The organism is Marinifilum breve (assembly GCF_003202155.1).
GTDB classification, from domain to species: domain Bacteria; phylum Bacteroidota; class Bacteroidia; order Bacteroidales; family Marinifilaceae; genus Marinifilum; species Marinifilum breve.
Map to the genome: position 1 here is coordinate 724846 of NZ_QFLI01000001.1, position 24805 is coordinate 749650.

General features: G+C 36.4%; 23 protein-coding genes. 6 read left to right on the top strand and 17 right to left on the bottom strand.

Annotated features, from left to right (window positions below; all coding sequences use genetic code 11):
- Nucleotides 1-93 precede the first annotated feature (93 nt).
- The 14 genes from katG to DF185_RS03090 all read right to left on the bottom strand — a co-directional run bounded on the left by katG (nucleotide 94) and on the right by DF185_RS03090 (nucleotide 14219).
- Nucleotides 94-2292, bottom strand: a complete 2199-nt coding sequence (katG, locus tag DF185_RS03020; RefSeq protein ID WP_110359233.1) for a catalase/peroxidase HPI — start codon at nucleotides 2290-2292, stop codon at nucleotides 94-96.
- 542 nt (nucleotides 2293-2834) lie between these two features.
- A complete protein-coding gene (locus DF185_RS03030; RefSeq protein WP_110359235.1) occupies nucleotides 2835-4403 on the bottom strand; it encodes a serine hydrolase in 1569 nt (522 codons plus the stop codon).
- Nucleotides 4404-4474: 71 nt separating this feature from the next.
- The gene (locus DF185_RS03035) at nucleotides 4475-5350 is read right to left on the bottom strand and encodes an alpha/beta fold hydrolase (RefSeq protein WP_110359236.1); all 876 of its coding nucleotides are present in this window, start codon (nucleotides 5348-5350) and stop codon (nucleotides 4475-4477) included.
- A 96-nt stretch (nucleotides 5351-5446) separates the two neighbouring features.
- The gene (locus tag DF185_RS03040) at nucleotides 5447-5641 is read right to left on the bottom strand and encodes a hypothetical protein (protein WP_110359237.1); all 195 of its coding nucleotides are present in this window, start codon (nucleotides 5639-5641) and stop codon (nucleotides 5447-5449) included.
- 41 nt (nucleotides 5642-5682) lie between these two features.
- Complete coding sequence (locus DF185_RS03045; protein WP_110359238.1) at nucleotides 5683-6261, bottom strand: hypothetical protein; 579 nt, start codon at nucleotides 6259-6261, stop codon at nucleotides 5683-5685.
- 2 nt (nucleotides 6262-6263) lie between these two features.
- Nucleotides 6264-7874, bottom strand: a complete 1611-nt coding sequence (locus DF185_RS03050) for a MutS-related protein (protein WP_110359239.1) — start codon at nucleotides 7872-7874, stop codon at nucleotides 6264-6266.
- Nucleotides 7875-8090: 216 nt separating this feature from the next.
- Nucleotides 8091-8744 (bottom strand): HD domain-containing protein, encoded by a 654-nt coding sequence (locus DF185_RS03055; RefSeq protein ID WP_110359240.1) that lies wholly within the window; start codon nucleotides 8742-8744, stop codon nucleotides 8091-8093.
- 79 nt (nucleotides 8745-8823) lie between these two features.
- A complete protein-coding gene (locus DF185_RS03060) occupies nucleotides 8824-9372 on the bottom strand; it encodes an alpha/beta hydrolase (RefSeq protein WP_110359241.1) in 549 nt (182 codons plus the stop codon).
- Between the two features lie 46 nt (nucleotides 9373-9418).
- On the bottom strand, nucleotides 9419-9724 hold the full coding sequence (locus DF185_RS03065) for a hypothetical protein (protein ID WP_110359242.1): 306 nt from the start codon (nucleotides 9722-9724) through the stop codon (nucleotides 9419-9421).
- 65 nt (nucleotides 9725-9789) lie between these two features.
- Nucleotides 9790-10473, bottom strand: coding sequence for a GOLPH3/VPS74 family protein (locus DF185_RS03070; RefSeq protein WP_110359243.1), 684 nt, complete (start codon nucleotides 10471-10473; stop codon nucleotides 9790-9792).
- 130 nt (nucleotides 10474-10603) lie between these two features.
- Nucleotides 10604-10846 (bottom strand): hypothetical protein, encoded by a 243-nt coding sequence (locus DF185_RS03075; protein WP_110359244.1) that lies wholly within the window; start codon nucleotides 10844-10846, stop codon nucleotides 10604-10606.
- A 199-nt stretch (nucleotides 10847-11045) separates the two neighbouring features.
- Nucleotides 11046-12074 (bottom strand): ATP-binding cassette domain-containing protein, encoded by a 1029-nt coding sequence (locus DF185_RS03080; RefSeq protein WP_110359245.1) that lies wholly within the window; start codon nucleotides 12072-12074, stop codon nucleotides 11046-11048.
- Nucleotides 12075-12180: 106 nt separating this feature from the next.
- Nucleotides 12181-12888: a GTP-binding protein gene (locus tag DF185_RS03085; RefSeq protein WP_110359246.1), complete on the bottom strand. Its 708-nt coding sequence runs from the start codon at nucleotides 12886-12888 to the stop codon at nucleotides 12181-12183.
- Between the two features lie 44 nt (nucleotides 12889-12932).
- A complete protein-coding gene (locus DF185_RS03090) occupies nucleotides 12933-14219 on the bottom strand; it encodes an ABC transporter substrate-binding protein (protein WP_110359247.1) in 1287 nt (428 codons plus the stop codon).
- A gap of 270 nt (nucleotides 14220-14489) precedes the next feature.
- On the opposite strand from DF185_RS03090, the gene DF185_RS03095 reads away from it, so the two are divergent.
- The 5 genes from DF185_RS03095 to DF185_RS03115 all read left to right on the top strand — a co-directional run bounded on the left by DF185_RS03095 (nucleotide 14490) and on the right by DF185_RS03115 (nucleotide 21314).
- Nucleotides 14490-16802, top strand: a complete 2313-nt coding sequence (locus tag DF185_RS03095; protein WP_165835921.1) for a T9SS type B sorting domain-containing protein — start codon at nucleotides 14490-14492, stop codon at nucleotides 16800-16802.
- 72 nt (nucleotides 16803-16874) lie between these two features.
- Entirely contained in the window at nucleotides 16875-17801 is a 927-nt protein-coding gene (locus DF185_RS03100; protein ID WP_110359434.1) for an ABC transporter ATP-binding protein, read from the top strand.
- A 27-nt stretch (nucleotides 17802-17828) separates the two neighbouring features.
- Nucleotides 17829-19064: an ABC transporter permease gene (locus tag DF185_RS03105; RefSeq protein WP_110359249.1), complete on the top strand. Its 1236-nt coding sequence runs from the start codon at nucleotides 17829-17831 to the stop codon at nucleotides 19062-19064.
- Between the two features lie 174 nt (nucleotides 19065-19238).
- Nucleotides 19239-19910: a Crp/Fnr family transcriptional regulator gene (locus DF185_RS03110; RefSeq protein WP_110359250.1), complete on the top strand. Its 672-nt coding sequence runs from the start codon at nucleotides 19239-19241 to the stop codon at nucleotides 19908-19910.
- A 204-nt stretch (nucleotides 19911-20114) separates the two neighbouring features.
- Entirely contained in the window at nucleotides 20115-21314 is a 1200-nt protein-coding gene (locus tag DF185_RS03115; protein WP_110359251.1) for an FprA family A-type flavoprotein, read from the top strand.
- Between the two features lie 57 nt (nucleotides 21315-21371).
- Here the strand turns inward: DF185_RS03115 and DF185_RS03120 are convergent, their stop codons facing one another.
- The 3 genes from DF185_RS03120 to DF185_RS03130 form a co-directional block, all read right to left on the bottom strand.
- Nucleotides 21372-22013: a protein kinase family protein gene (locus tag DF185_RS03120; protein WP_110359252.1), complete on the bottom strand. Its 642-nt coding sequence runs from the start codon at nucleotides 22011-22013 to the stop codon at nucleotides 21372-21374.
- Between the two features lie 12 nt (nucleotides 22014-22025).
- On the bottom strand, nucleotides 22026-22670 hold the full coding sequence (locus DF185_RS03125; RefSeq protein ID WP_110359253.1) for a hypothetical protein: 645 nt from the start codon (nucleotides 22668-22670) through the stop codon (nucleotides 22026-22028).
- 141 nt (nucleotides 22671-22811) lie between these two features.
- Complete coding sequence (locus tag DF185_RS03130) at nucleotides 22812-24005, bottom strand: pyridoxal phosphate-dependent aminotransferase (RefSeq protein WP_110359254.1); 1194 nt, start codon at nucleotides 24003-24005, stop codon at nucleotides 22812-22814.
- Between the two features lie 175 nt (nucleotides 24006-24180).
- Here DF185_RS03130 and DF185_RS03135 point away from each other — a divergent pair, with 175 nt between their 5' ends.
- On the top strand, nucleotides 24181-24705 hold the full coding sequence (locus DF185_RS03135; RefSeq protein ID WP_110359255.1) for a DUF7935 family protein: 525 nt from the start codon (nucleotides 24181-24183) through the stop codon (nucleotides 24703-24705).
- Nucleotides 24706-24805: the final 100 nt, after the last annotated feature.

The following is a 24805-nucleotide window of genomic DNA, read 5'->3' on the forward strand; positions in this document are numbered from 1 at the left end:
TAGCTTAACACCCTCCTAAATCCCCCTTGAAAGGGGGACTTTGGCCGCTACATCAATTGCTAAACGCTGATTGCTGAATACTGAACGCTCCTTCTATTTCAAATCAAATCGATCTAGATTCATTACTTTATTCCAGGCAGAAACGAAATCGCAAACAAACTTTTCATGAGCATCGGCACTGCCATACACCTCGGCAATGGCTCTAAGTTCCGAATTCGATCCAAACACCAAATCGGCACGTGTAGCCGTGTATTTTACCTTACCGCCCTTTCGATTGCGAGCTACAAAATGCTCATCCTTTGCTGTCCATGCCAAATTCATATCCAACAAATTCACAAAGAAATCATTGCTCAACACCTCCTTACGATCGGTAAACACACCATGTTTTGTCTCATTGTAATTGGCATTGAGTACACGCAAACCTCCCACAAGCACTGTCATTTCCGGTGCAGTTAATGTAAGCAGCTGTGCCTTGTCAACAAACAAGTCTTCGGTAGATACGGCATACTTCTTTTTCTGGTAATTTCGGAAAGCATCGGCAATGGGTTCCAGCACAGCAAAGGATTCAACATCGGTTTGCTCCTGCGAAGCATCCATGCGTCCAGGTGCGAACGGAACCACAAGATCAACTCCGCCATCTTTAGCCGCTTTTTCCACTGCGGCACAACCTGCCAATACAATCAGATCGGCCATAGAGAGCTTCTTGTTACCAGATTGCGAGGCATTGAACTCCTCCTGAATGGCCTCGTATGCTTTCAGCACTTTTTGCAATTGCTTGGGCTGATTCACTTCCCAATCTTTTTGCGGTGCCAAACGAATGCGGGCACCATTGGCTCCCCCTCTTTTATCGGAACCTCGGAAAGTAGAAGCCGAAGCCCATGCTGTGCCAACCATTTGCGAAATACTTAAACCTGCTGCCATGACTTTCAATTTTAGGTCTGCAATATCATTTTCGTCAATCAGTTCATGATCTACAGCCGGAATCGGATCTTGCCAAATTAAATCTTCGGCAGGTACTTCTGGCCCTAGGTAAAGATTTTTAGGTCCCATATCGCGATGGGTCAACTTGAACCATGCTCGTGCAAAGGCATCGGCAAATTCAAGCGGACGCTCATAAAAACGTCGTGATATCTTTTCGTAAGCAGGATCGAAACGCAATGACAAATCGGTAGTCAACATGCTTGGCTTGTGCTTTTTCCAGGCATCATGAGCATCTGGCATTTCCTCACCTGCATTTTTAGCTACCCATTGATGTGCACCAGCCGGACTTTTGCTAAGTTCCCATTCGTATTCAAATAAATTCTTAAAGAAGTAATAGCTCCATTTGGCAGGAGTTTGTGTCCATGTAACTTCCAAACCAGAGGTGATGGTATCACCTGCTTTTCCGCTTTCATAAGAGCTCATCCATCCCAAGCCCTGTTCCTCTATCGAGGCTGCCTCGGGTTCCGGTCCTACATGATTTGCATCTGCTGCTCCGTGGCACTTTCCGAAGGTATGACCACCTGCAATCAATGCTACCGTTTCCTCATCGTTCATGGCCATTCGTGCAAATGTTTCACGAATGTCTTTTGCCGCAGCAATTGGATCGGGATTTCCCCCCGGACCTTCGGGATTTACATAGATCAGTCCCATTTGAATTGCCGCAAGCGGATTGTCAAGTTTCTCCAGATCTAAATCGCGCTTGTCATTTTCTAACCACTCAGATTCCGATCCCCAATACACATCCTCTTCAGGTTCCCAAACATCGGCACGACCACCTGCAAATCCAAAGGTTTTGAAACCCATGGATTCCAGTGCTACATTTCCTGCCAGAATCATCAAATCGGCCCATGATATTTTATTGCCATACTTTTGCTTCACAGGCCAAAGTAATCTACGGGCTTTATCCAAATTGGCATTATCGGGCCAACTGTTTAAAGGAGCAAATCGTTGTTGGCCTGCACCAGCTCCTCCTCTTCCATCGCCAATGCGATAGGTTCCTGCACTATGCCAAGCCATGCGAATGAACAATGGGCCGTAATGACCAAAGTCGGCAGGCCACCACTCTTGCGAATCGGTCATCAATTCGAACAGATCGTTTTTAAGGGCTTTGTAATCCAAACTTTTAAAAGCCTCAGCATAATCGAACTTCTCCCCCATAGGGTTGGATAAGGATGAATGCTGACGAAGAATATTGAGCTTTAATTGATTGGGCCACCAATCCCGATTTTTTGATCCTCCTCCTGCATGACTTTGCTTGCCTCCTGCACCCGTTACCGGGCATTTGCCTGTGCTTCCTGTATGATTTTCCATGATATTTTGTGTTTAAGTGATTTTTCGAATCTATAATTTACGAAACAAGTGAGCGCCATCAAAACCTTCTCACCTATTAATTTACAGATATTTATCGCCTTAAAATCAAAACACCATTCCGTGCGTTTTGTTTTCTTATTTCACAAACCAGCATTGTCATATAAAAAAAGCCGCATCATTGTGCGGCTCTTTACTTCCAAATGTGAAGCATCTTGGAGATACCAGACATGTGAATGAAGTTTCTTGTCTAATGCTTGGCTTAACACTCCCCTGAAAGGGGGAATTTGGTCGCTGCAAATAATTGCTGATTGCTACAAGCTGAATGCTCTTTCCTTTTTGCAACATGTCAAGCATCTTGGAGATACCAGACATGTGGATGCTGTTTATTATTTAATGCTTGGATTAACACCCCCCTAAATCCCCCCTAAAAGGGGGACTTTGGCCTCTGCAAATAATTGCTGTATGCTGAAAGCTGTAAGCTGAATCCCATGAAATCTTCCCACTTCTTGCACCTTGTAACTTGAATCTTGCTCCTTTATCCTTTACTCCTCCACCCTCTTCAAATCCAAATCCTGGAAATCGAAACTAAAATCGATATTTGGGGAGATTCCTTTCATTTTTAGGCTTTGTGCTTTTCCTTCCTCATCGAGGGCAAACATGGCAAAGGCATCGCAATTCATATCGCGGTAAGCCCATTTTACAGCAAAGCTATTGGCTTTGTAATAATACATTTTACCCGTAAGTTTAGGCGATCGCAGCGAGCGCATCCACAATTCACCATCTTTCTCGTACACTTCCATTTTGCCAAACCAATTGTCGCGATAGAATCCAATGTAGTCTTCCTTCTTTATCACTACATCTTTGGCAAGATCAACGGTGTTCCAAACCGCATTCACGACCGAATCAACCTTGTTTTGTGTTCCCTTAAGACGCTCTGCTGCAAAGGCATTCCAGTCGGTTGGTGTGGCTTCTATGTATGAATCGATAATGGCCTGTGGCATCATATAGTAGGCATATCCACCAGGCAGCGTGTTTGTTAAAACCGCAATCCCTACATTCAGTTCCGGAATCAATACGGTTTTTGATAACATTCCTGGCAATCCACCGGTATGGCTGATGATGGTATATCCTTTATAATCTTCAATCACCCAACCCAAACCGTAGGCTTTGTAATGGTTCTGGTATTTGCCACTTCCTTTGGCCGAGAAATTTAACATGGTATGAGCTCTCCACATGTTGTTTTGGTTCTGCTTCGAAAACAACTGCTTATCTTCACCATACTTTCCGCCATTCAAATGCATTAGCAACCATTGGTTCAAATCATTTACACTGGCGTAAATACCACCTGCAGCATCCATTAATGGATTGGTGTAGGCATCAACAATTTCCAAATCGCCATACTCTGATGAATGTGGTACTGCTAGATTATCTCTATTTTTTATCCTCTTGAACGATCCTGCAGAAGCATTCATCTGTAGTGGTTTCATAATTTTCTCCTCTACGAATTCTGCCCAGCTCATACCACTCAATCTGTGTATGATTTCTCCCGCAACGATGTACAGCAAATTGTCGTAATCGTACTTGGTACGAAAGTCCGAAACTGGTATTTGGTGCTGGAAACTATTCAGGATATCATCAATGGTGAAATCACTACCGTCCGGGAAGATCATCAAATCACCTGCACCCAATCCCAGTCCACTGCGGTGGCACAACAAGTCTTCGACTGTGAAATTATCGCGCACATAAGAATTGTACATGGTAAACTCAGGAATGTGCTTCACCACCTTGTCTTTCCACGACAATTTTCCCTCATCCACCAATATGGCCAAAGCTGCTGCAGTAAAGGATTTGCTGTTGGAAGCTATGGCAAACAAGGTGTTTTCATCCACAGCTTTTTTGCTTTCAATGGATCTTACTCCATATCCTTTAGCGTGTATTACTTCTCCATTGTGAACTACCGATACGGCAAATCCAGCCAATGGAAAGGATTCTAATGTTTTGTTGGCAAGAGAATCAATCTGAGCTGAGCTTAATCCTTGGGCATTAGCCAAGCTAGTGCTAAGGCAAAATAACAACAACAGCATACTGCTGAATAGTTTTGTTTTAAACATGTCAATTTAGTTTAAGGTTCAATTTAGTGATGTGGTGTTTAGGAATTTATTGCTTAATTGTATAATGTTTCTTAGTTAATCCCAATTAACTCCATCAATACTTCCTTTGATTTAGGACGCTTAAATGAGCTACTTAGGAAACGATCTGACATCATATTAAATAATTCATGTTCATCTCTAATCATGAAATGTGTTGCTCCAGGCATTACAAACAATTGAGCGTTGGGAATGTGCTCGTAAATATTTAGAATGTGTCTTGGTTTGATAATATCATCATCACTGGTCATAACCAATACAGGACATTTTATTTTCTTTAGTTCTGCGAAGGGTATATTGGGTTCCTTCTTCATCAAATCCATATGCACCTTCTCTTTCTTCCAATCTCTGCTTGTATCATTGGCCAATATCATCGAATCTACAAGCTTTCTATAATTTTCACCAAATTCCAATTCCCACTCCATAATTACATCATCACCAGTCTGAATATTAGGAACTGCCGATATCAATTTACTTACCCTATTCGGGTAATCCATTGCCATAATCAGGCCAATAATTCCTCCATCACTCTGCCCCAGAACAAATGCATTTTTCAATTTTAAATCATCAAGTATGGATATATAATCACCAGCCATTAAATGATAAGTTAATTGTTTGGCATCACCTGATTTTCCATGAGTTCTATTATCTCCTACAATTACAAAATATTCTTTCTTAAAATACTCAATTTGATGTACCATTGCAGCAATTGATCCTGAATTCCCATGAATTAGAATTAATGGCTGATTGTTCTTATCGCCATAAGTTTCGTAATAAACATGCGATTCTTTCACATCTAACACTTTTCCTGCTTCTGGATTATTACCATACTGATTTTGTGAGAACACATTGCAACAACCCCAAATTAGAACAAGGAAGTGAGTTAAAAAGAAATATTTTATTGTCTTCATAGCATTAATGTTATTGAATAAAATAGGATTGCTTAATTTAAGAATTAGCTCGCATATATTAAATTATAAAGCGAAGCTAATTGCCTCGCTTTAATTTTATGCTTTCTTCTTACCGAGTTTCGTCCATATACTTTCTATCAAGAATCCAATTCCACCCCCTAAAAAGAAGCCTGCAATAAGGTTCATAATTTCCTCATCAATTAGGATGTATCCCTCTTTTAATAGTAGCTTCGACAAAATACCCAATGCTATAAACAAAGGTGAGATGATTAGTTTGTTTTTGATTTTCATGATAAAATGCTTGTTGTGAAATCTTCGTTAATGTACGTGGGTTAGTTTAAACAATTCGAATTGTAAAACTGAACGATTTGAATTATATCCTTGCCTTTAAATTCTTTTGATTCAATTTTCTTTACCAATTCCGGACAATCAGAAAAGTACTTCTTCATCTTCTTTCTGCCAAAATCCGCTACTAATTTTAATGGCTGATCTTCTTTTTTTAAATACCAAACCTTACCGTTATTCCCATACATCGGTGTTGAGTAATGCTGATAAAGTTTAATCTTTCCATCCACATATATTTTTATAAAAATAAAGTAGTCAAAATACCCATCATGACTGCCTCCAACCGGATCAGGAACCGATACCATTCGAATGGTATCATTACCAAATTTAAACTTGATTTCATCTGCCATATCCGGTTTTAATTTTTTCTTTTCCCCATCCTCTGTAATGTATCTTATCTTGTTTTGAAGATTTTTATATGCAGGTTGTTGAGAAATCATGTTTACAGGTATTTTTAGCATTACATTCATTGTGTCTTTACCTGTAATTATTTGTCCCTTTACATCCACTGCCTTAACAGATACAGCCATAAGCATTAGTAGGATTAATGGTAATAGTTTCTTCATCCTTAAGTTTTATCTACAATTATATTTTTGTCCGTGCCAAGCCTGTCAAGTTCTACAGAAATGGCAATAGCTTCCTTTATTATATTTTGGGGATATTCATTAATCTCAAGTATTCGAATTGCATTTCTATTCTTCAATTTCCCAGGTTTCAACTTGTAATCAAAGTCTACCTTATTCTCATTCACAACTTCACTAAAGTGATACAATTCATATTCGTCTGTCAAGAGATCGGTAAGTTCGATATCGTGAGTGGATACGAATACAAAATTGTTGCTATTGCTTAAAGCTGAAAGAACAGCTTTCCCAGCTGATATTCTCTCAACAGTATTGGTCCCTTTGAAAATTTCATCTAATAAAAACAGGTTTGCCTGTCCATTAGATGCATTTTCAATCATCTCCTTAATGGTCAAAACTTCTTCAAAGTAGTAGCTTTTGTCATTTATTAGATCATCGTTAATTCTGATAGCAGAATAAATTCGCAAACGAGGAAAATCCATTACTTTAGCAAAACAGGTGTTAATGGTCAAACCACAAATCATATTCAACCCAATGGTTCTGATGAAGGATGTTTTTCCAGACATATTAGAACCTGTCAGTAAAATGGATTTTTCATTCACCTCAATGGTATTGGAAATGCAATTCGGTATTAATGGATGATAAACCTTTTCGGCCCTGATTTCAGACTTGGTAATTGTAGGAATACAATAAATATCAATCCCTTTTCTTAAGGAAGCAATAGAAATCAAAGTATCTATCTCTCCAATAAAACAATAAACACTTTCAATTTCTTTTCTTTTGGTATCCAATCGTTTTAAGATGCCAAACAGTAACAATGGTTCAAGAAGGAAAGCAATTTTAATCAGTTCCAGGATTCCCCAAAACACGGCTTCGAATTCACTTTGCAGATTGGCTTCTAATCGAAAGAAAGACATTCTGTTTCGTACCTGCTTTATCACTTGAATTGAGCTTTTAAGCTCCTGATTAATTTCTTTAAATTCAGTTATTTTAAATAACTTAGCCGCAACACTATTCAATTTTAAAAGTTGCGGAATAGACCCCAGGTATTTGTATAGATTCCTTTTGTTCCAATAGTGAAATCCGATGTTGACAATGAAAGTTCCAAAAAACACAAAGAACATTTTCGCATTAAACGGAATCATTAATAATGACAACAAACTGGTAAACGATAACAAACGAATAACAAAGAACCACCTGGGAGCTTTCTCATACTCTCCTTGAAATAAAGAGGCAATATAATAAGCTTCTGTCTTGTTGAGTTTATCAAGCTGTAACTGAGTATTAACTCTAAGCTGTTCATCTTGCGAAAGCTTATGAATCAAATGCTCTTTGAACTCAAGCGCTTCCGATTGTGCAGGGATGTTTCTTAATTTATTGTACAAATACTGTTGGCCAACTTTTGAATTCGTGCGATCCAGAAACATGAATAGCTCCTCAAAATCCAGATCATTACAGGTCTTATCGGATAGAATATGAAACGACTCTCTATTGCTCTTATTTTTAAAATAACTACCAATCGAATCAAAATTAAATGCATCATTTTTTAATGCTCCAAATGACTCTTTTAATACATCTATTTTTTTCTTTTTTCGCATGATTGCATCTCTTGCTTTCCTGAATTAGGACCTATACAATATCGACAATTTAAAATATTACCTTATTAGGTTTAAGTTCATGAATCTACAAAACAATAAAATACAAACAAAGAAACGGATGGCTTAATTTGTTTACAGTCCTTCAGTATAGTTCTACCAATTACATACAAGTAGAGGCAGCATGAATGCTACCTCCAGAAATAATATTTATAGATTTTATAACTGTCCTTCCCACTCTCTATAAAACTGATCTAGATATTGCTCCATAAACTGATGACGCTGTTCTGCCATGGCTTTTCCTGCCTTGGTGTTCATTCTTTCTTTTAGAAGTAATAGTTTTTCATAGAAATGATTGATGGTTGGTGCTTTTGAGTTTTTGTACTCCTCCTTTGTCATATTTAGATTGGGTTCAATTTCAGGATTGTAAATCTCCCTGTTTTTGTGTCCACCATAATTAAAAGTGCGAGCAATGCCTATTGCTCCAATGGCATCCATACGATCTGCATCTTGTATCACATCCAATTCTGGTGATTTGAATTTTTGAGCCTCTTTTCCTCCTTTAAATGAAATATTGCTGATGATCTGCTCTACATGAACAATCACATCTTCATGCACCTGCTGAGAAGACAAAAATTCTCTAGCTTTTTTAGGTCCAACACTCTCATCGCCATTGTGGAATTTTGAATCTGCAATATCGTGAAGCAATGCACCCAATTCAACAACAAACATATCAACCTTTTCATCTTCTGCCAAATGCTTAGCCGTTTTCCACACCCTGTAAATGTGCCACCAATCATGACCTCCTTCGGCATTAGCCAGTGATTGCTTTACAAATTCTACAGTTTGATTTATGATATGTTCTTTGTTCATGTTCTTATTCTTAAATTTTAGAAATGTGAAGATAGGCAGTGAATTAATAACTAACAAGAATTAATAAAACGTCTCAAACCTAATCTAGCTTTGTCATTGCGCCTTTTCTATAAGCCGATATTTCCTTGCAAATAATTTCCGCAACACTTTTATCTCGATACATTTCGTGCAAAGCATTGGGAATGATATTATTTTTTATTTCCAATCGTTCAAACCAATTTGATCTGGGTTGATATCTATCCTTTTCTCCATAAAACAATCGAATATAGCAATCGGGCTTTTCAACTTCCACTCGAAGTCTGGTAGATGAAAGTGCAAAGATATCTCGAACACACTCCTTTTTTAAAGCTGTTTTCCAGGCAATTACTCCACCAACACTAAACGCAAGCACATCTACAATTTTATGTTCTTCATTTATCAAGTTCTCAACTGCTTTGGAAATACCGCCATTTACAAACTGCTCATGAAGCCTATTTTCTTGATAAACACTTTTATCTACTCCCGCTAATGTGCAGGAATCGTAAAAGCTTATCTCATAAATAGCGGATAAATGCCTGGTATAAAACTGAATCCAATCCGACTTTTCCTTGCCCCACAAGTCAGATAATATAATAAGTACTGGCTTCATGAATTGTTTTTGAAAATCGAAGATAATCGAATTTTCGTAATTAAGATTACAACAAATAAAAAACGGAAACCACCAAACCAATACCAAGGATAATTCCAATGATAACACTTAACACTGTTCTGCCCGTTGGTATATTGATTTTCAAAAGTATCGTATGAATAAATAATTGACACAAAAATGCAGGAAGAAAATAAATCAATAAAACCACAAGGGCGAGCGGCTCTTTTATCCAATCAAAAGAATAGTATCCTTCGTCTATATAAAAAAGAAACAAAACAATTGCCAATGAGGAAATCAGAAAAATCAATATTTCCCTATACGTAATTCCTGATTTTAATGTAGATGCTTTCATTTGTCCAAATTTTAGTGAATTGATAATCAATTTACGAAAATCAGACTTGGAAAAGAATATCTAATTTAAGAAGAGATCGTTGTTGTTACTGTTGAAGTCGTAATTAAAACCACAATTACTGCCATTAACGCCTCATGAATTTCCTTAACTGCTTTTCCTATTGAAGAACTCAACTGCCCTTTCTCGATAATGTCTTTTATTTTTTTCTTGTACTCCTTGGCTCTCTCTTTACCATAAACCTCATGGTTTAACTCACACATATCAATTAAACTAATTAACATGATTTCTTGTATCTCAATATCGCTATCGTTCAGAAGAATATCATTGAGGCGTTTTCTGAGTAGATTTTCAGGTTTTGCGTTTTTTGCAGGAAACTTATCCACATTAAAAATCCAAAGAATCTTTTTCTCCTCCTTTTTCAGAATCCCCTCGTCGATAAGTTTAGCAAGTGTTTCATCTTTAATATAGGAAAACTTTTCTCCTATTGTTTCTACCCAAGTTTGAATCGATCTCTGTTTTTTGGAGTGCTTTATTTTGTCCAGAAAGTAATCCAACAATGCATCACCACAAGTTTCTTTTGATTTTACCTTTATCTTCTTTCCTTCTACCTCAATTCTCTTCTGCAATGAAAGTTCTAGGATTACAGCTCCCGCTAGTCCATATGCAAAAGAAAAACTATCAGCTATAAAGCTTCCTTTCTCATCATCCAGTGCCAGTAATGTAAGTTGATCAACTAAGTTAAGGTTCATATTTTATAGAATTGTTTGTGAATAAGGTGACCTAAATTACAAATTTATTGGCACAAAAAATCCCAACAGAAAATTCTGTTGGGTTAAAATGCCACGGTTTTTAACCCGTGGCAATAGTTCTCTGTAAATATTAATAACCTACACCTGCGGCCATAATGTTGTTAGGATCGAAAGCGTGACAAGGTGTTACACCATGTACCATATCGCATTTAGGGCAATGTCCTTCGAATTCTTCCATGGTAAAAGTTTCCTTACAACCATGACATTCGATATCCATAGGCATTGGCATCAGTTGTTCTGCAAAACCCATCATTCTAATTTTATCAACTACCTGTTTTCCGTTCTCAAAGCTTCCTGCGCATCCGTCATGCATAATTATTTCCTCCTGATTAGTTAGTCACTGATATTTGGCTTAAGCCACATTCCAGTATTTAATATTTTAATTTTTTTCTTCTATTATTATTTAGTCCTGGAGATTCTAACACCCCTCTGGCTATCGCCATCTCCCCTAAAAGGGGAGAAACTGTTTCCAACTGAAAACTTATTATTAATTACTAATTATTCATTCTTAATTAGAATCCTATGTCTTCCTGTCGGATAATTTCACCATGACGAAGACGAGTTCTCATATTCTGAATCACATTGTCCATTCTTTCCAATTCTGAAAGAAGGTTTTGCTCATCTCCACTGGTTTCTATCACTTTATGGATACCACCGTTTTTAATTACAATTCTTCGATCCCCCATTAGTGCCAAGATAGGATCGTGAGTTGCCATTAAAACAATTTTCTCTTCACCCACCAACAGTTCCAATGCCTTCTTACGGTCGATACCTGCATTTTCAATCTCATCAATCAAAATGATTGGTGATTTACTAAGAATCGCAGTATCTGCAATCATTAATGCTCTCGATTGTCCTCCACTTAAACTGGTAATTGGCGTATCTAAACTGAACTTTTCACCAGCCAAATTATTGGCTTGTTCAAAAATCTTTTGAATTACCCCTTCAACATCTTCCACCAAACGACTCTGTGCATGCAACTCAATAAACTCATAAACCGAAAGGTCCATTACAAAGTTCATGTTCTGAGATAGCTGAGCAACCAATTTGTGTCCCGAAGTTACACGCCATTTTTTATCTCCTTCCTCTCCATTAACCAATATGGTTCTGGATGTAGGCGTATCGTTTTGTGCTACCCATTCAATATCTGCCAACAATCTACTTTTCCCCGAACCTGTTGGACCTACAATACAAACAATCTCACTTTTGTTAATGGTCAACTCTTCGAATTGCTCCTTCTCGCCCGATTTATTGGTTCCAGGCAGTAGCGTAATGCTATTTACCCCCTCATCCTCATCTTCGCCAAGGAAAGCCAACATTTGGGTAATGTATTCGGCCATGGATTCTATTACCTGAGCTTTATCCATCGCACGATTTTCCTTTTCCTCTTCATCATCCAAAATGTTCAGAAAATCATCCAACTTTTCGTTGATTTGCCCATCAACCTCCAAGGTATTCTCTTCGAAAAATCCTGGAAGAAAAGGATACTGGTCAAATAAATCGGCTATTGTTTTTTGTTGTATATCTTGTGTTGTGATCATGTTGTTGCTTTTTAATCCACCAACTTAAGCTGGTCGTTATTGATTTCCTCCAGTTAAAACTGGAGGCTATTCATATCGATATCTTGAAGCTTGTAGCTTGATACTTTTAGCTTTTTTTCTTCTTATCCTCCATATCAATCTTTCGAACATTTCCCATTTGGTAACTTTCACCAATTCTGGTCTCTCCCAAACAGTATGAACAAAGAGCCGATGGCATTGAGAATCGAAGCTTTTCACCAACCAATGTTTTCACCTCAACTTTTTCATCATATAGCAAAGTACTTAATTCGTATGCTCCCTGACCGGTTAATCCGTTTACATGCATAATACTTGCTCCTGGATTTACCGTATTTACTCTTGATGCAAACACTTCACGTTCTGCCTGAGAAACAATATCACCCTTTGTAATAATTACGATATCTGCAGATTTCAACATCGGTCCAATTTTCTTTGGAGTATTGATCCCACTCAAGTTATCGATTACACAAACTGCAGTTACACTCTTTACGTAAGGAGAACAACGGTTACACAATCCCGCACTTTCAGTGATTAGAATATCCAATCCTTCTTTAATTCCCCATTGAGTTACTTCCTCAATATTACTTACGAAATAGTGATCAGGACAAAGCGATCCAGACAATCCTTTCTTCACTTTAACTCCTGCTTTTTCGTATAAAACATCATCATCGGTATAAAGACAATCAAATTTAACGACTCCAACTTCCAAACCACGTTTCTGAAAAGAATCTATGGTTTTAAGAATCACTGCTGTTTTTCCTGATGAAGGAGGTCCTGATACTGTAACTAAATTCATATGTTGTGTTGTTTAAAGTCTGAATAATAAATTAAAATCTCTTATTAGTTGCCAGGTGTATAAGACAATGGACCAAGGTTTTTGAAGGATTCATCTCGAATAGAGTTATTAAAAATCGCTTCACACTTCTTAATCAAAGATCCAATGTCATTATTATTAATGTAATCCCAACCTAACCACATAAATTTATTTTCTTCCGGTAGCCTATTGTCAACATTCGGATTGATACTTGGGAACAATCCCTGATGAGAAAGAATTTCTCCAACACCTTCCGAAGCAAAAAAATCGATAACAGGTTGAGTTTTTTCCAAACGATCTTCTTTTGTTAGCATGAATATTGGGCTAATGATGGCACCATCTTCTGGCCAAACTGCAATCATTGGTCCTCCTACTTTTACCATTTTGGTAAAAAAGTAAGGCATAATGGTAACTGCTGGTTTTTCATTCTTTTTGGTATGTGATTTTACCATTTGCGATGGATGCATGCTTTCTAACAAACAAGCTCCCAATCCTTTTACACCTTCTTCCCCATAAGCTTTATAGATATGCAACAACATGGAGTTGAACAAATCGAAATCGCTAATTGGCAAACTCACACTTCTTTTGAATTCTGGCTTAAAGATATCTGCCCAGGTGCGAGGTACTGGTCTGTCGCCCAATTCTGCTGTATTCACCAAAAATACTGCAGGAACAACTCCAATCATTGAATAATGTCCTTCCGGATCTTTCAAACAAATCTCGTCATTGTCAAAATCTTTATTCAATCGGTCAAATCCAGTGCTATCTTTAAATACTCCTTGTTTTTTAAATTTACCCATCAATTTCTCATCGAAGAATAAATCAAATCCTGCTGAAATGAAAATATCTGCTAAATTATCGGTATTCTCCTGGTTAATTACATCATCAATTAACCAATCTAACCCCATTGATGCAGCTTTTAAATCATATACAATCTCGTTATTGTATTTCTTTTCATAGTCAGCAATAAAAGAATCGATACCTTCTACCAGAGGAACTCGAACCGGACAAGGCAACAAACCTTGAACATGAACTGAATCCTCTTTTTTCTCTTTCGTCTTTTGGTTTAAGTCACCATCAACCTGCCCACGAACAGATTCAATACCTTCTACTAACAAAGCTGTAAAAGTATCCACATTCAATTTCTTCATCTTTAAAGCCATCTCCAAGGAAAGAGATTTTCCAAAAAGAGCTCTTTTCTTTTCATCCTCTAATTGCTTGAATCCATTTGAAACAAAAATTTTCACTGTTTCAGGATATTTAGTGCAAATGTCTAGCAAACTATCTGTGGTATTAAAATATTGATTCTCCATTGTGAAACCGATTTTTATTGATTTTCTATTGCAAATGTAGATGCTCTAACAATAATAAATTGTAACCGATGTTACACAATGTGTTTTTTTCACAATTCAGCAAAAAAACACTATTTCAAAAGACTATTTTATTTTCGGATTAAAGTTTTACTTTTAATGACGAATGAGTTTAAATTATTGACTAAGATTCATAATCTGATAATTTTAAGGTATATTTATATCGGAAACTTAATGAAAATTTATCTTGATTTTGATGAAAAATTGTCGCATATGACAAATTTACGCCACATATTATTCTACTTCTCTTCTAAGATTGCCATCATCTTCATTGCTTTAATTTTGCCTCTTTTTGTACTTGCCCAAGATGATGATGATGATGATGAGAATCGTGGTGAGGTAAAGATCATAGCCAATTATGAAGCCATGTACTGCTCCGCAACCAATGGAGAAATTCTGCCCATTCAGGAAATAAATCTATCCATTGAAGGACCTAAAGATAAAAAGTGGTTTGCCAGCTATTCCATAAACAATAGTCCTGCAATCATTCTTAATGGCAACAAGGCTATTGAGTTTTCTGAATATGAATTTTCCATTTTCTTAAGAAACCTAAGTGGTAAGATTCAAGATTATACCATAGAGCTAAAAAAAGCATGGTTAGAAGATTTAACCCCATTAAAAATCCCAGACGATTCACGCTCTGCAACAATTCAAATATTACCTCTACCAGGACCTGAGTTCAATGATTATTTTCCAAAAGCGAAAACCGGTTCAATTATGGACTACGGCGCAAAAATTGGTAAAAACTCTACATACGAAGTTGTCTTGCCTGATGGTGCAATATTACACGAAAATATCACTAATATTAAGTCCACAACAAAAGACATTAATTTAAAAATCGAATGGCCAAAATCTCAAGGCGCCGGTATTTTCAAATTGATTGAAACAGATGTTTTTGGTTGCAACAGCGACACCATTTATGCAGGGATTGAATTTGTAAAAAGCTTTAAGGTGGATTTGGGCGAAACAAAAAACATTTGCCAAGGAGAATCTTGTGAATTGATTCCAGAAATGGATTTACCTTCTAACTATTCTTTCTTATGGGATAATGGAGAAACCAGTAAATCAATTCGTGTAAATGAATCAGGAACCTATCAATTGACTGTAACAGATCTAGCTGACCAACAAAAAGTAAGAACTTCGGTCGAAGTTAAAGTTCAGAATGCTCCCCAAATATTGATTGATGATTTGGTTTTACTCAAAAAGAAAGGGCATACAATCGATATCTATGAAGATAATTGCACTTACCTATGGTCTGATGGCTCCACCAATAGTTCAATTGTCCTTTCCGAGAGTGGACAATATTCGGTTACCAAAACTTCCAATTATGGTTGTTCCAGTACAAAAGAATTTAAAACGAAACTTCAGGATGAGATTTTTAAAATTGATTTACCTGAAATAATTCACATGTGTGGCAATGAGAAAATGGTTCTTAGTCCAAATTTGTCAATAGATCAGGAATATCAATATAAATGGAATAATGGTGCAGAAGAATCTGAAATAACAATTGAAACCGCAGGTAAATATTCAGTTACTGTAACAGATCCTGAAGGCTTTGAGAAAACCGCAAGTACACTTATTCAATATCACCCTAATCCAATTGTTGATTTAGGACCTGATTTGGTTCTATGGGAAGGTGAAACTGTTATTTTGGATGCAAAAAATCCAGGGGCCAGTTACATTTGGAACAATGGAGAAACAAGTCAAACGTTAGTTGCTAGGTCAGGAGGGGTATTTGTTGTTGAGGTTTCCGATGAGTATGGATGTTTGAATAAGGATACATTGCATATCGATTATAAACATGGACATAAGTTCGGTGTTTTTCTTGGCGAAGATCAAAGCATTTGCAAAGGTGATTCTGTATTTGCAACTGTAAATACTGAAGGAAATCCTGTTGCTCCTTTAACCTACAGTTGGAGTGGAATTAATTGCGAATCTCCCGAAACTTATTTAAAAAAGCAAGGTCAATTTTGCATAGAAGTAACTGATGCCAATGGCAATACAGAATCTGACTGTATTGAAATAACCACTAAGCAAGTTCCCAATGTAGATTTAGGACAAGATTTGGTTTCATATCCTAATAAAGGAATCGTTTTGGATGCTGGCACTCCCAATTGCTTTTATACTTGGTCTACTGGTGAAATCACACAAAAAATATCAGTAAACTCGGAAGGAGAATATTGGGTAAAAGTTAGAAATGAATACAATTGTACTGCACACGATACAATTTCCGTAGGATTTCTGGAAGATTATCCATTTGTAGGTTTACCAAAAGCCTTTTCGCCAAATGGCGATGGGCATAACGATAAGTTATTCATTCACGGTAAAAATATCAAAGATGCAACTCTGGTAATATACAATCGTTTGGGGCAGAAAATATTCGAAACCAATAGTATGAATATAGGTTGGGATGGATCCTACAAGGGAGAATTACAAAATATAGACGTATACATTTATATATTGGAGGTAACTTACCCTGATGGCAAAAAAATGATGAAGAAAGGCAATGTTGCCTTACTTCGTTAATTTTCCATAAATGATTTTATTATTCTAATGAAGTTGTGTAAATTAGCTCATCGCGAACCTTACACAAACCTTATGCTTGTTGCAAAAAATCTATCAAAATCCTACAAAGAAGTTAAAGCTCTTACTGATGTAAACCTGAACATTCAAAAAGGTGAATTATATGGTATGCTTGGACCCAATGGAGCTGGCAAAACAACTACTATTAGTATTTTAAGTTCCCTATTAAAACCTGATGAAGGAGAAATATTATACGAAGAGAAATCATTGTATCAAAATCTATTCGAATGTAAAAAGTTAATTGGTGTGGTTCCACAAGAAATAGCTTTATATGAAGATTTAACTGCCACAGAGAATCTTAAGTTTTGGGGTACAATGTATGGAATCAAAGGCAAACATCTCCAAAACAAAATTGATGAATTATTAGAATTCCTTGGACTTGCCGATAGAAAGAATCACAAGATTAAAACCTATTCAGGAGGAATGAAGCGTAGAATTAATATTGCTGCAGCTTTACTTCACGATCCAAAAATCGTATTTATGGATGAACCTACCGTAGGTATCGATCCACAAAGTAGAAATTTGATTTTTGAAGTGATTGAAGAACTGCATTCTCGTGGATTAACCATGATCTATACCACTCATTATATGGAAGAGGCTGAGCGTTTGTGCGATAGAATTGGAATAATTGATGAAGGGAGAATTATTGCAGAAGGAAGTTTGGATGAATTAAAATCCAACTCTTCTATCAAAGAGGAAATTCACCTAAAATATTCTAATCCTAATAAAAATAGTTTGGGTCAATTAACCGATAGATACAAGGGACAACTGCTCGTGAATGAGGATCATTTAATTCTATCTTCATCAAAGGCTAATGCTGACTTGCCTGAGTTAATTCAACTATGTTCTCAAACTGAACTTCTACTCGATAAAATTGACATTAGAAGTCTAAGTTTAGAAAGTATTTTTCTTGAATTAACCGGTAAATCATTACGTGACTAATCTCTATCCACTCTAAAACCTAGCAACATGTTTACAATTGCATTAAAAGATATCAAGCAATATTTTAAAGATAAAACTGCAGTATTCCTTTCTCTACTCCTACCCATCGCATTAATTACCATTTTTGCATTAATGTATGGAGGTATAGGAAAATCTGAGAAATCGAGACCTATTAACTTACTCTTTGCTGATCAAGACAAAACCAATCTTTCACAAGAAGTTTTCGCGACATTAGATGCTGAAGAAGGCCTCAAACTGGAATCTAAAACCTATAAAGAAGCGGAAACCTTAATTAAAAAAGGAAAAAGAACTGCTGTTTTGGTATTATACAAAGGCTTTCAGGATTCTGTTGAAGCTGGCAAAAAAATTCCAATGGAATTGTTTTACGATGAAGCCAAAGAGATTGAAATGGGTTTATTGCAACAGGCTTTATGGTCGAATCTTTTTGGAGTAACCATGAAGAAAGGTATAAAAGGTAAGGTAAACACATGGATTAAAGATAAAAACCCAGATCTATCTGATTCTGAAATAGAAGATATACAAGCACAGGTGGCAGAACAATTCGAAGGATTCAACAATTCGGAAGAGCAATCTGAGATTGAGGAGAATTCTGAACTTCCAATGACAGCACTTGTTGGTGAAAAGAAAAATGGAAACCTTGGATTGGTGCAAGCCATCGCAGGTATAGCAATCATGATGTTATTATTCAGTGTATCAGCCAGTGGTGCATCCTTATTAAAAGAAAAGGAAGATGGCACATTCCGTCGATTATTAATCGCTCCTGTTAGTCCTTCAGGGATTTTGTATGGAAAAATGCTGTCAACACTCTTCATGGCTGTATTGCAATTGAGCGTAATGTTCCTTTATTCCTGGTTGGTATTGGGTTTAGATATTTTCATTAATCTACCTGCACTTATTTTAATGATTCTTTGTGCAGCAATCGCTTGTTCAAGTTTTGGAATATTTATGGCTTCAGTTTGCAAAAGTAGAAAACAAGTGGAAAGTTTATCTACTCTTATTATTCTGGTGATCTCAGCTATTGGTGGAAGTATGATGCCTCTTTTCTTTATGCCTGCTATCATGAAAAAACTGGCAGTAATTTCAGTAAACTACTGGGCCATGGAAGGATTCTTTGATATTTTCTGGAGACAATTGCCTCTTATTGAAATTCTACCAAAAATGCTTATTCTTTTGGGAATTGCAGCTGTTCTTACCTCCATTTCGGTAATCAGTTTTAAAAGAAACTTATTGAAAATGGTTTAGATTGTGATTGAGTAAATTAAAATTCAGTGAATTAGTATCTTATTATTCCTTATAGCTGTTTCACTCATCAACTCGCATCTTACTCACAAAATAAAAAAGATAATACCCTCTTTTATTTTTGAAGATTAACTGGAAACACGTATCATTGAGAAAATATTAACGGATTACAATAAAATGCTATTTCAACAACTCTCTCAATCGCCAGTTTTTAGGGGAATTAGTCCAGAAGAAATGGAAACTCTTCTACTGGGTGCGCAGTATAAAATTAAAAAATATTCGAAAGGTGATATGGTTGCCTTTCGTGAAGATCGCTGTGAAAACTTGATGATTGTAATGAAAGGAAGTGTAAAAGGAGAAATGCTTGATCCTTCAGGAAAAAGTATAAAAATTGAAGACATCATGGCTCCCTACCCTATTGCCTCCGCTTTTTTGTTTGGTCAAAGAAATCAATTTCCTGTAAATGTAACTGCAAATGAGGATGTAGAAATCTTCTCTTTAGCAAAGGAATCAGTTGTTGATTTGTTTCAGAGAAATAGAACCTTCCTAATCAACTATTTGAATTCAATCTCAAATCGAAGCCAATTCTTGGCCAACAAATTAATGTTCCTTAATTTTAAAACCATTAAAGGAAAATTGGCCAATTACATATTAAAATTGGCAGCCCCAGACAAGGAACAAGTAACATTGCCAAAATCACAATCAGAAATGGCTCAGTTTTTTGGAGTGACTCGTCCATCATTTGCAAGAAGTCTAAAAGAAATGGAACAAGAAGGATTAATCGAGACTCATCGCAGAGAAATTAAAATCCTGAATAGGCAACAACTTATCAAACTTCTTCAACAATAGATCATTTTTTTTCAAGAACATGTTGTTTTCTGATTAAGGAAAAAAATTAATTCTTAATTTTGTGGCCTGAAAACAAGGCTTCTCTTTATTTGTTTTTTAAATAAGAGAACTTCTTTGTCTTTCAACTTTTTGATTTTCGGAACAATACGAATTTCAAAAAGATTTTAATGTCTGAAAATGCAAAATATTTCAAAACAATAAGAAATGCACAATAAGAACAACATTACTGAGAAGATTTATTGGGTAGGAACTAATGACCGTAGAACCCACATTTTTGAGAACTACTGGCCATTGCCAAAGGGTGTTGCTTATAACTCATATGTAATTGTAGATGAGAAGGTAGCCATTGTTGACACAGTTGAAAAAGGTACAATGGATGAATACCTTGACAATATCGAGGAAGTACTTGATGGTCGAAAGGCAGATTACCTAATTGTGAATCACATGGAACCTGATCACTCTGGTTCTATTCGTTCGTTGGTGGAACGCTATCCAGAAATGAAAATTGTGGGAAACAAGAAAACCTTCCCTATGTTGGAGCGTTATTACGGTGTTAAAGACAATTTAATGGAAGTTAGAGAAGGTGACAGCATCGATTTGGGTGAACACAAACTGAATTTCTACATGGTTCCAATGTTACACTGGCCAGAAACTATGGTAACATTCGAATCAAACAATGGAATCCTGTTCTCTGGTGATGCTTTTGGTGCTTTCGGTACTCTTGATGGTGGTATTTTCGACGATGAACTTGATTTAGATTACTTAGAAGAAGAAATCAGCCGTTACTATTCAAATATTGTTGGTAAATATGGTCGTCCAACTCAAAATGCATTGAAAAAGTTAGGTGGTTTAGAAATCAAAATGATTTGTGCTACTCACGGTCCGATCTGGAGAACTCACATCGCTGATATTGTTGCCAAATACGACAAGTGGAGCCAATACAAAACTGATGAAGGGTGTGTAATCGTTTATTCATCGATGTATGGTAACACAGAGAAAATGGCGGATAACATTGCTCGTCACTTGGTTAGAAAAGGAATCAAAAAAATCCGTATTCACGATTCATCAAAAACTCACCCTTCTTACATCATCAATGATATTTTCAGATATCGTGGAGTAATTTTAGGAAGTTGCGCATACAATGGTGATGTTTTCCCAACCATGGAAACTTTAATCAACGAATTAGAGCACATGGGAGTTAAGGATCATGTACTTGGCGTATTCGGATCTAAATCGTGGGGAGGCGGTGGCCTTAAGCGTTTGAATAAATTTGCTGAAAACATCAAATGGGAAACCATCGAAGTTACACCAGAAGCATTATGTGCTCCTGGACAAGAAGATTTCGATCAATGTGAAGCTCTAGCTGATGGTATGGCAAAACGCTTAAAAGAATTATATTCGTAAGGTAAATCATAACCAGATATACAAAACTCCTCCAAATTTTTGGGGGAGTTTTTTGTTTTAAAACTGTGGTTGATAAATAAAACCTACTTGCATTCGCATTGAATTGTAATTATCTGAAATGTCGAGCGTTGTACTTATTTCTGCAAACATGTACTTTCTAATTTTAAATCGAACTCCAGCTGATGGTACAAACCATGCATTATAATTTATAAACTTTTGTCTTTCATCATCGCTATAATCAATATATTCATCATCATCAGATGGATTTATTGCATGATCTATAAGTGACAAAAAATCCGTTCCAACACCCAAGAAAGGCTGTATATCACCCTTTATCACATACCACTTCATATGCAACAACCAAAGGAATTGTTGATTATTAAAATCAACTTGATTGGCTTTAGAATCGTTTAAAATTTCATCCCAAAATCTTAAATTAAATTCCGTTCCTCCATAAATCTGCCCATTATTCCAACCTATATTTAAACTATACACCTGCCCGAATTTGGCTATTTTCCTTGTATTCCCTATTGTCCAGTTCGGTCCTGAATGAAAGCCAATTTCAAACTCTGTAATTAAATCAAGATCTATTTTATCGTTTCTCGGACTCTTTGAATATTGATAGTATTTTTCTTGCGATTTGGATGTTAAGCAGCAAAGAAATAATAAAACGAATAGAAGACTAATTTTTTGAAACATACTATGAATGAATTAAAAAACAATACCTACTTGTAATCGTGTATAGCTATAATTTCTTGACAAATCCGCACTTAAGCCTACATTACCACTTAAGTCTTTGCCCATCTTCCATCTCAAACCGAAACTTGGAACAAACCATGTATTATAGTTCTTTTCTTCCTCATAGTAACTGGAATGGTAACTATCTTCCTCTTCTTCATCAGCTGTTAAAATGGCTTCACCAAAACTTATCAAATCTGTTCCACATCCAATATATGGCTGAACATTTCCTTCCCCTAAAAACAGTTTCGTTTGCACCAACCATAGAAAATTAGTTTCATTAAAATTCAATTCTTTAGCTTCAGGAATATCCTCGTAATCTTTCCAACTAGTAATACTAAACTCCGTTCCAAAATATACCCGACCATTATTTGTGCCAAGATTCATGCTAAAAGAATTTCCTCGCTTTGCAAAATCTTTTGTTTCGCCAGAAGTCCATGCAGGTCCATAGTGGAATCCTACCTCTAAATTTCCTCCTTTTGCATCTTCTTTTCCATTTTGTTTGGTTAAGGATTCGGATACTTTAAGTCTATCATAGGAATGATAAACATGTTGTGCCATTAAAAAATTGCTTGTCAATAAGACAATCATTAAGATTGATAAAATTTTGTGTTTCATGATTGTAGTTTATTGCTAAACCATTTTAATTATATAATCCCCCACCTATCATTTTATTTTTTATGATTTTTTAACAATTAATTATTACCACAAAAAAAGCCAGTACATTTTGTACTGGCTTCATCATATATGCTTATGATACTATTTCAAATTCTCTATCGCTGATTTAATTCTTCGAATTGCCTCGGCCATTTGTTCTTCGCTAGTTGCATAAGATAATCGCAAACACTCCGGAGCTCCAAAAGCTTCGCCTGTTACAGTTGCAACATTCGCTGATTCTAATAAATACAAACTCAAATCCGTTGCATTATTAATAGTCACACTACCATTTGATTTTCCAAACAACTGGCTCACCTGCGGAAACAGGTAAAAAGCACCTTTCGGTTCACGAATTTCAAAACCAGGTATTTCTTTAAGCTGCGACAAGGCTAAATCTCTTCGCTTCTTAAAAGCAGTTCTCATGGATACAACGCTCGACTGATCACCATCCAAAGCTGCAACGGAAGCCATTTGAGCTATAGAAGAAGCTCCAGAAGTCATCTGCCCCTGTAGTTTGCCACATGCTTTCGCAATCCATAAAGGAGCGGCAATATATCCAATTCTCCAACCTGTCATTGCATATCCTTTCGAAACACCGTTGATCACAACAACACGATCTTTCATATCGGCAAATTGTGCCATACTTTCGTGCGAACCTACATAGTTGATGTGTTCATAAATTTCATCAGACATGATTACAATGTCTGGATATTTTGCAAAAACATCAGCGAGAGCGCGCAACTCTTCCTTGGAATACAAGCTTCCTGTTGGGTTACTTGGTGAACTGAACAAAAATGCTTTGGTTTTAAGAGTAATCGCCTTTTCAAGCTGATCAGGAGTAATTTTAAAGTCCTGTTCAATGCTAGTTGGAATAAAGACACTTGTTCCTTCAGCTAGTTTTACAATTTCACTGTAGCTTACCCAGAATGGCGAAGGGATGATCACCTCATCTCCTTTGTTCACAATGCTCATCATGGCATTAGCAATTGACTGTTTCGCTCCGTTTGATACTACAATCTGATCTGTTGTGTAATCTAATCCGTTTTCACGTTTTAATTTATTTACAACAGCCTGACGCAACTCAAGAAACCCAGGAACTGGCGAATAATGTGAATAATTATCATCAATTGCCTTCTGCGCTGCTTTCTTGATATGATCAGGGGTGTCAAAATCAGGTTCGCCAACACTCAGGTTAATCACATCGATTCCCTGAGCTTTCATTTCTCTACTTTTCTGTGACATAGCAAGCGTTGGAGATAATTCCATCGCTGCAATACGGTCCGAAACTTTCAACATTCTAAATTTAATTTAGGGATTTAAAAATTTGGTTAATACTTTTGTTAAAATAATGTCCCCCTGTAAACAAAATATAGTGGTTTTTACAAAATTTTGCTTACTGCATGTAAAGATACTGTTTTTAAACACACAGGGGATGAACTAAAAACAAAATTTTAAACTAAAACCTAAAAAAATGACAGGTATTCTTGAGATAAGTAAATATATATTGCCATCCTTGGTCGTTTTTGCAACGGCGTACTTCGTAACAAAAGCATTTTTTAAAAGAGATGAACAAAAAAGAAAACAAGAGATCTTTCTAAACAATCAAAAAGAAATCACGCCCATTCGATTACAAGCCTATGAACGATTAATTATCTTTTTGGAGAGAATTCACCCTGAATCCTTAATCGTGCGAGAGAATGTTGTGGGCTTGAACAATCAGCAGTTACAGCAAAAATTGGTTGCTGCCATTAGAACAGAATTCGAGCACAATTTATCGCAACAGATGTATGTTTCAGGTGAATTGTGGAAGCATATAAAAGCTGCAAAGGAAAATATTATTCAACTTATCAATTCGGAGGCATCGCAATTGATACCAACCGACTCCTCTCTGGGATTGAGTAAGGCCGTAATTGAATCGCATATGCAGATTCAGAATCCTGAAATTGACAAATCCATAAGCACTTTAAAAAATGAAGTGAGTTCAATTTGGAAGTAACATTCTGATATATAATGAATCGTCCATTGGATATATTTCCACATAAACAATTTCATTCATTCACTAAAAATTCCCTATTTTTGCGGAACTTTTTATAAAA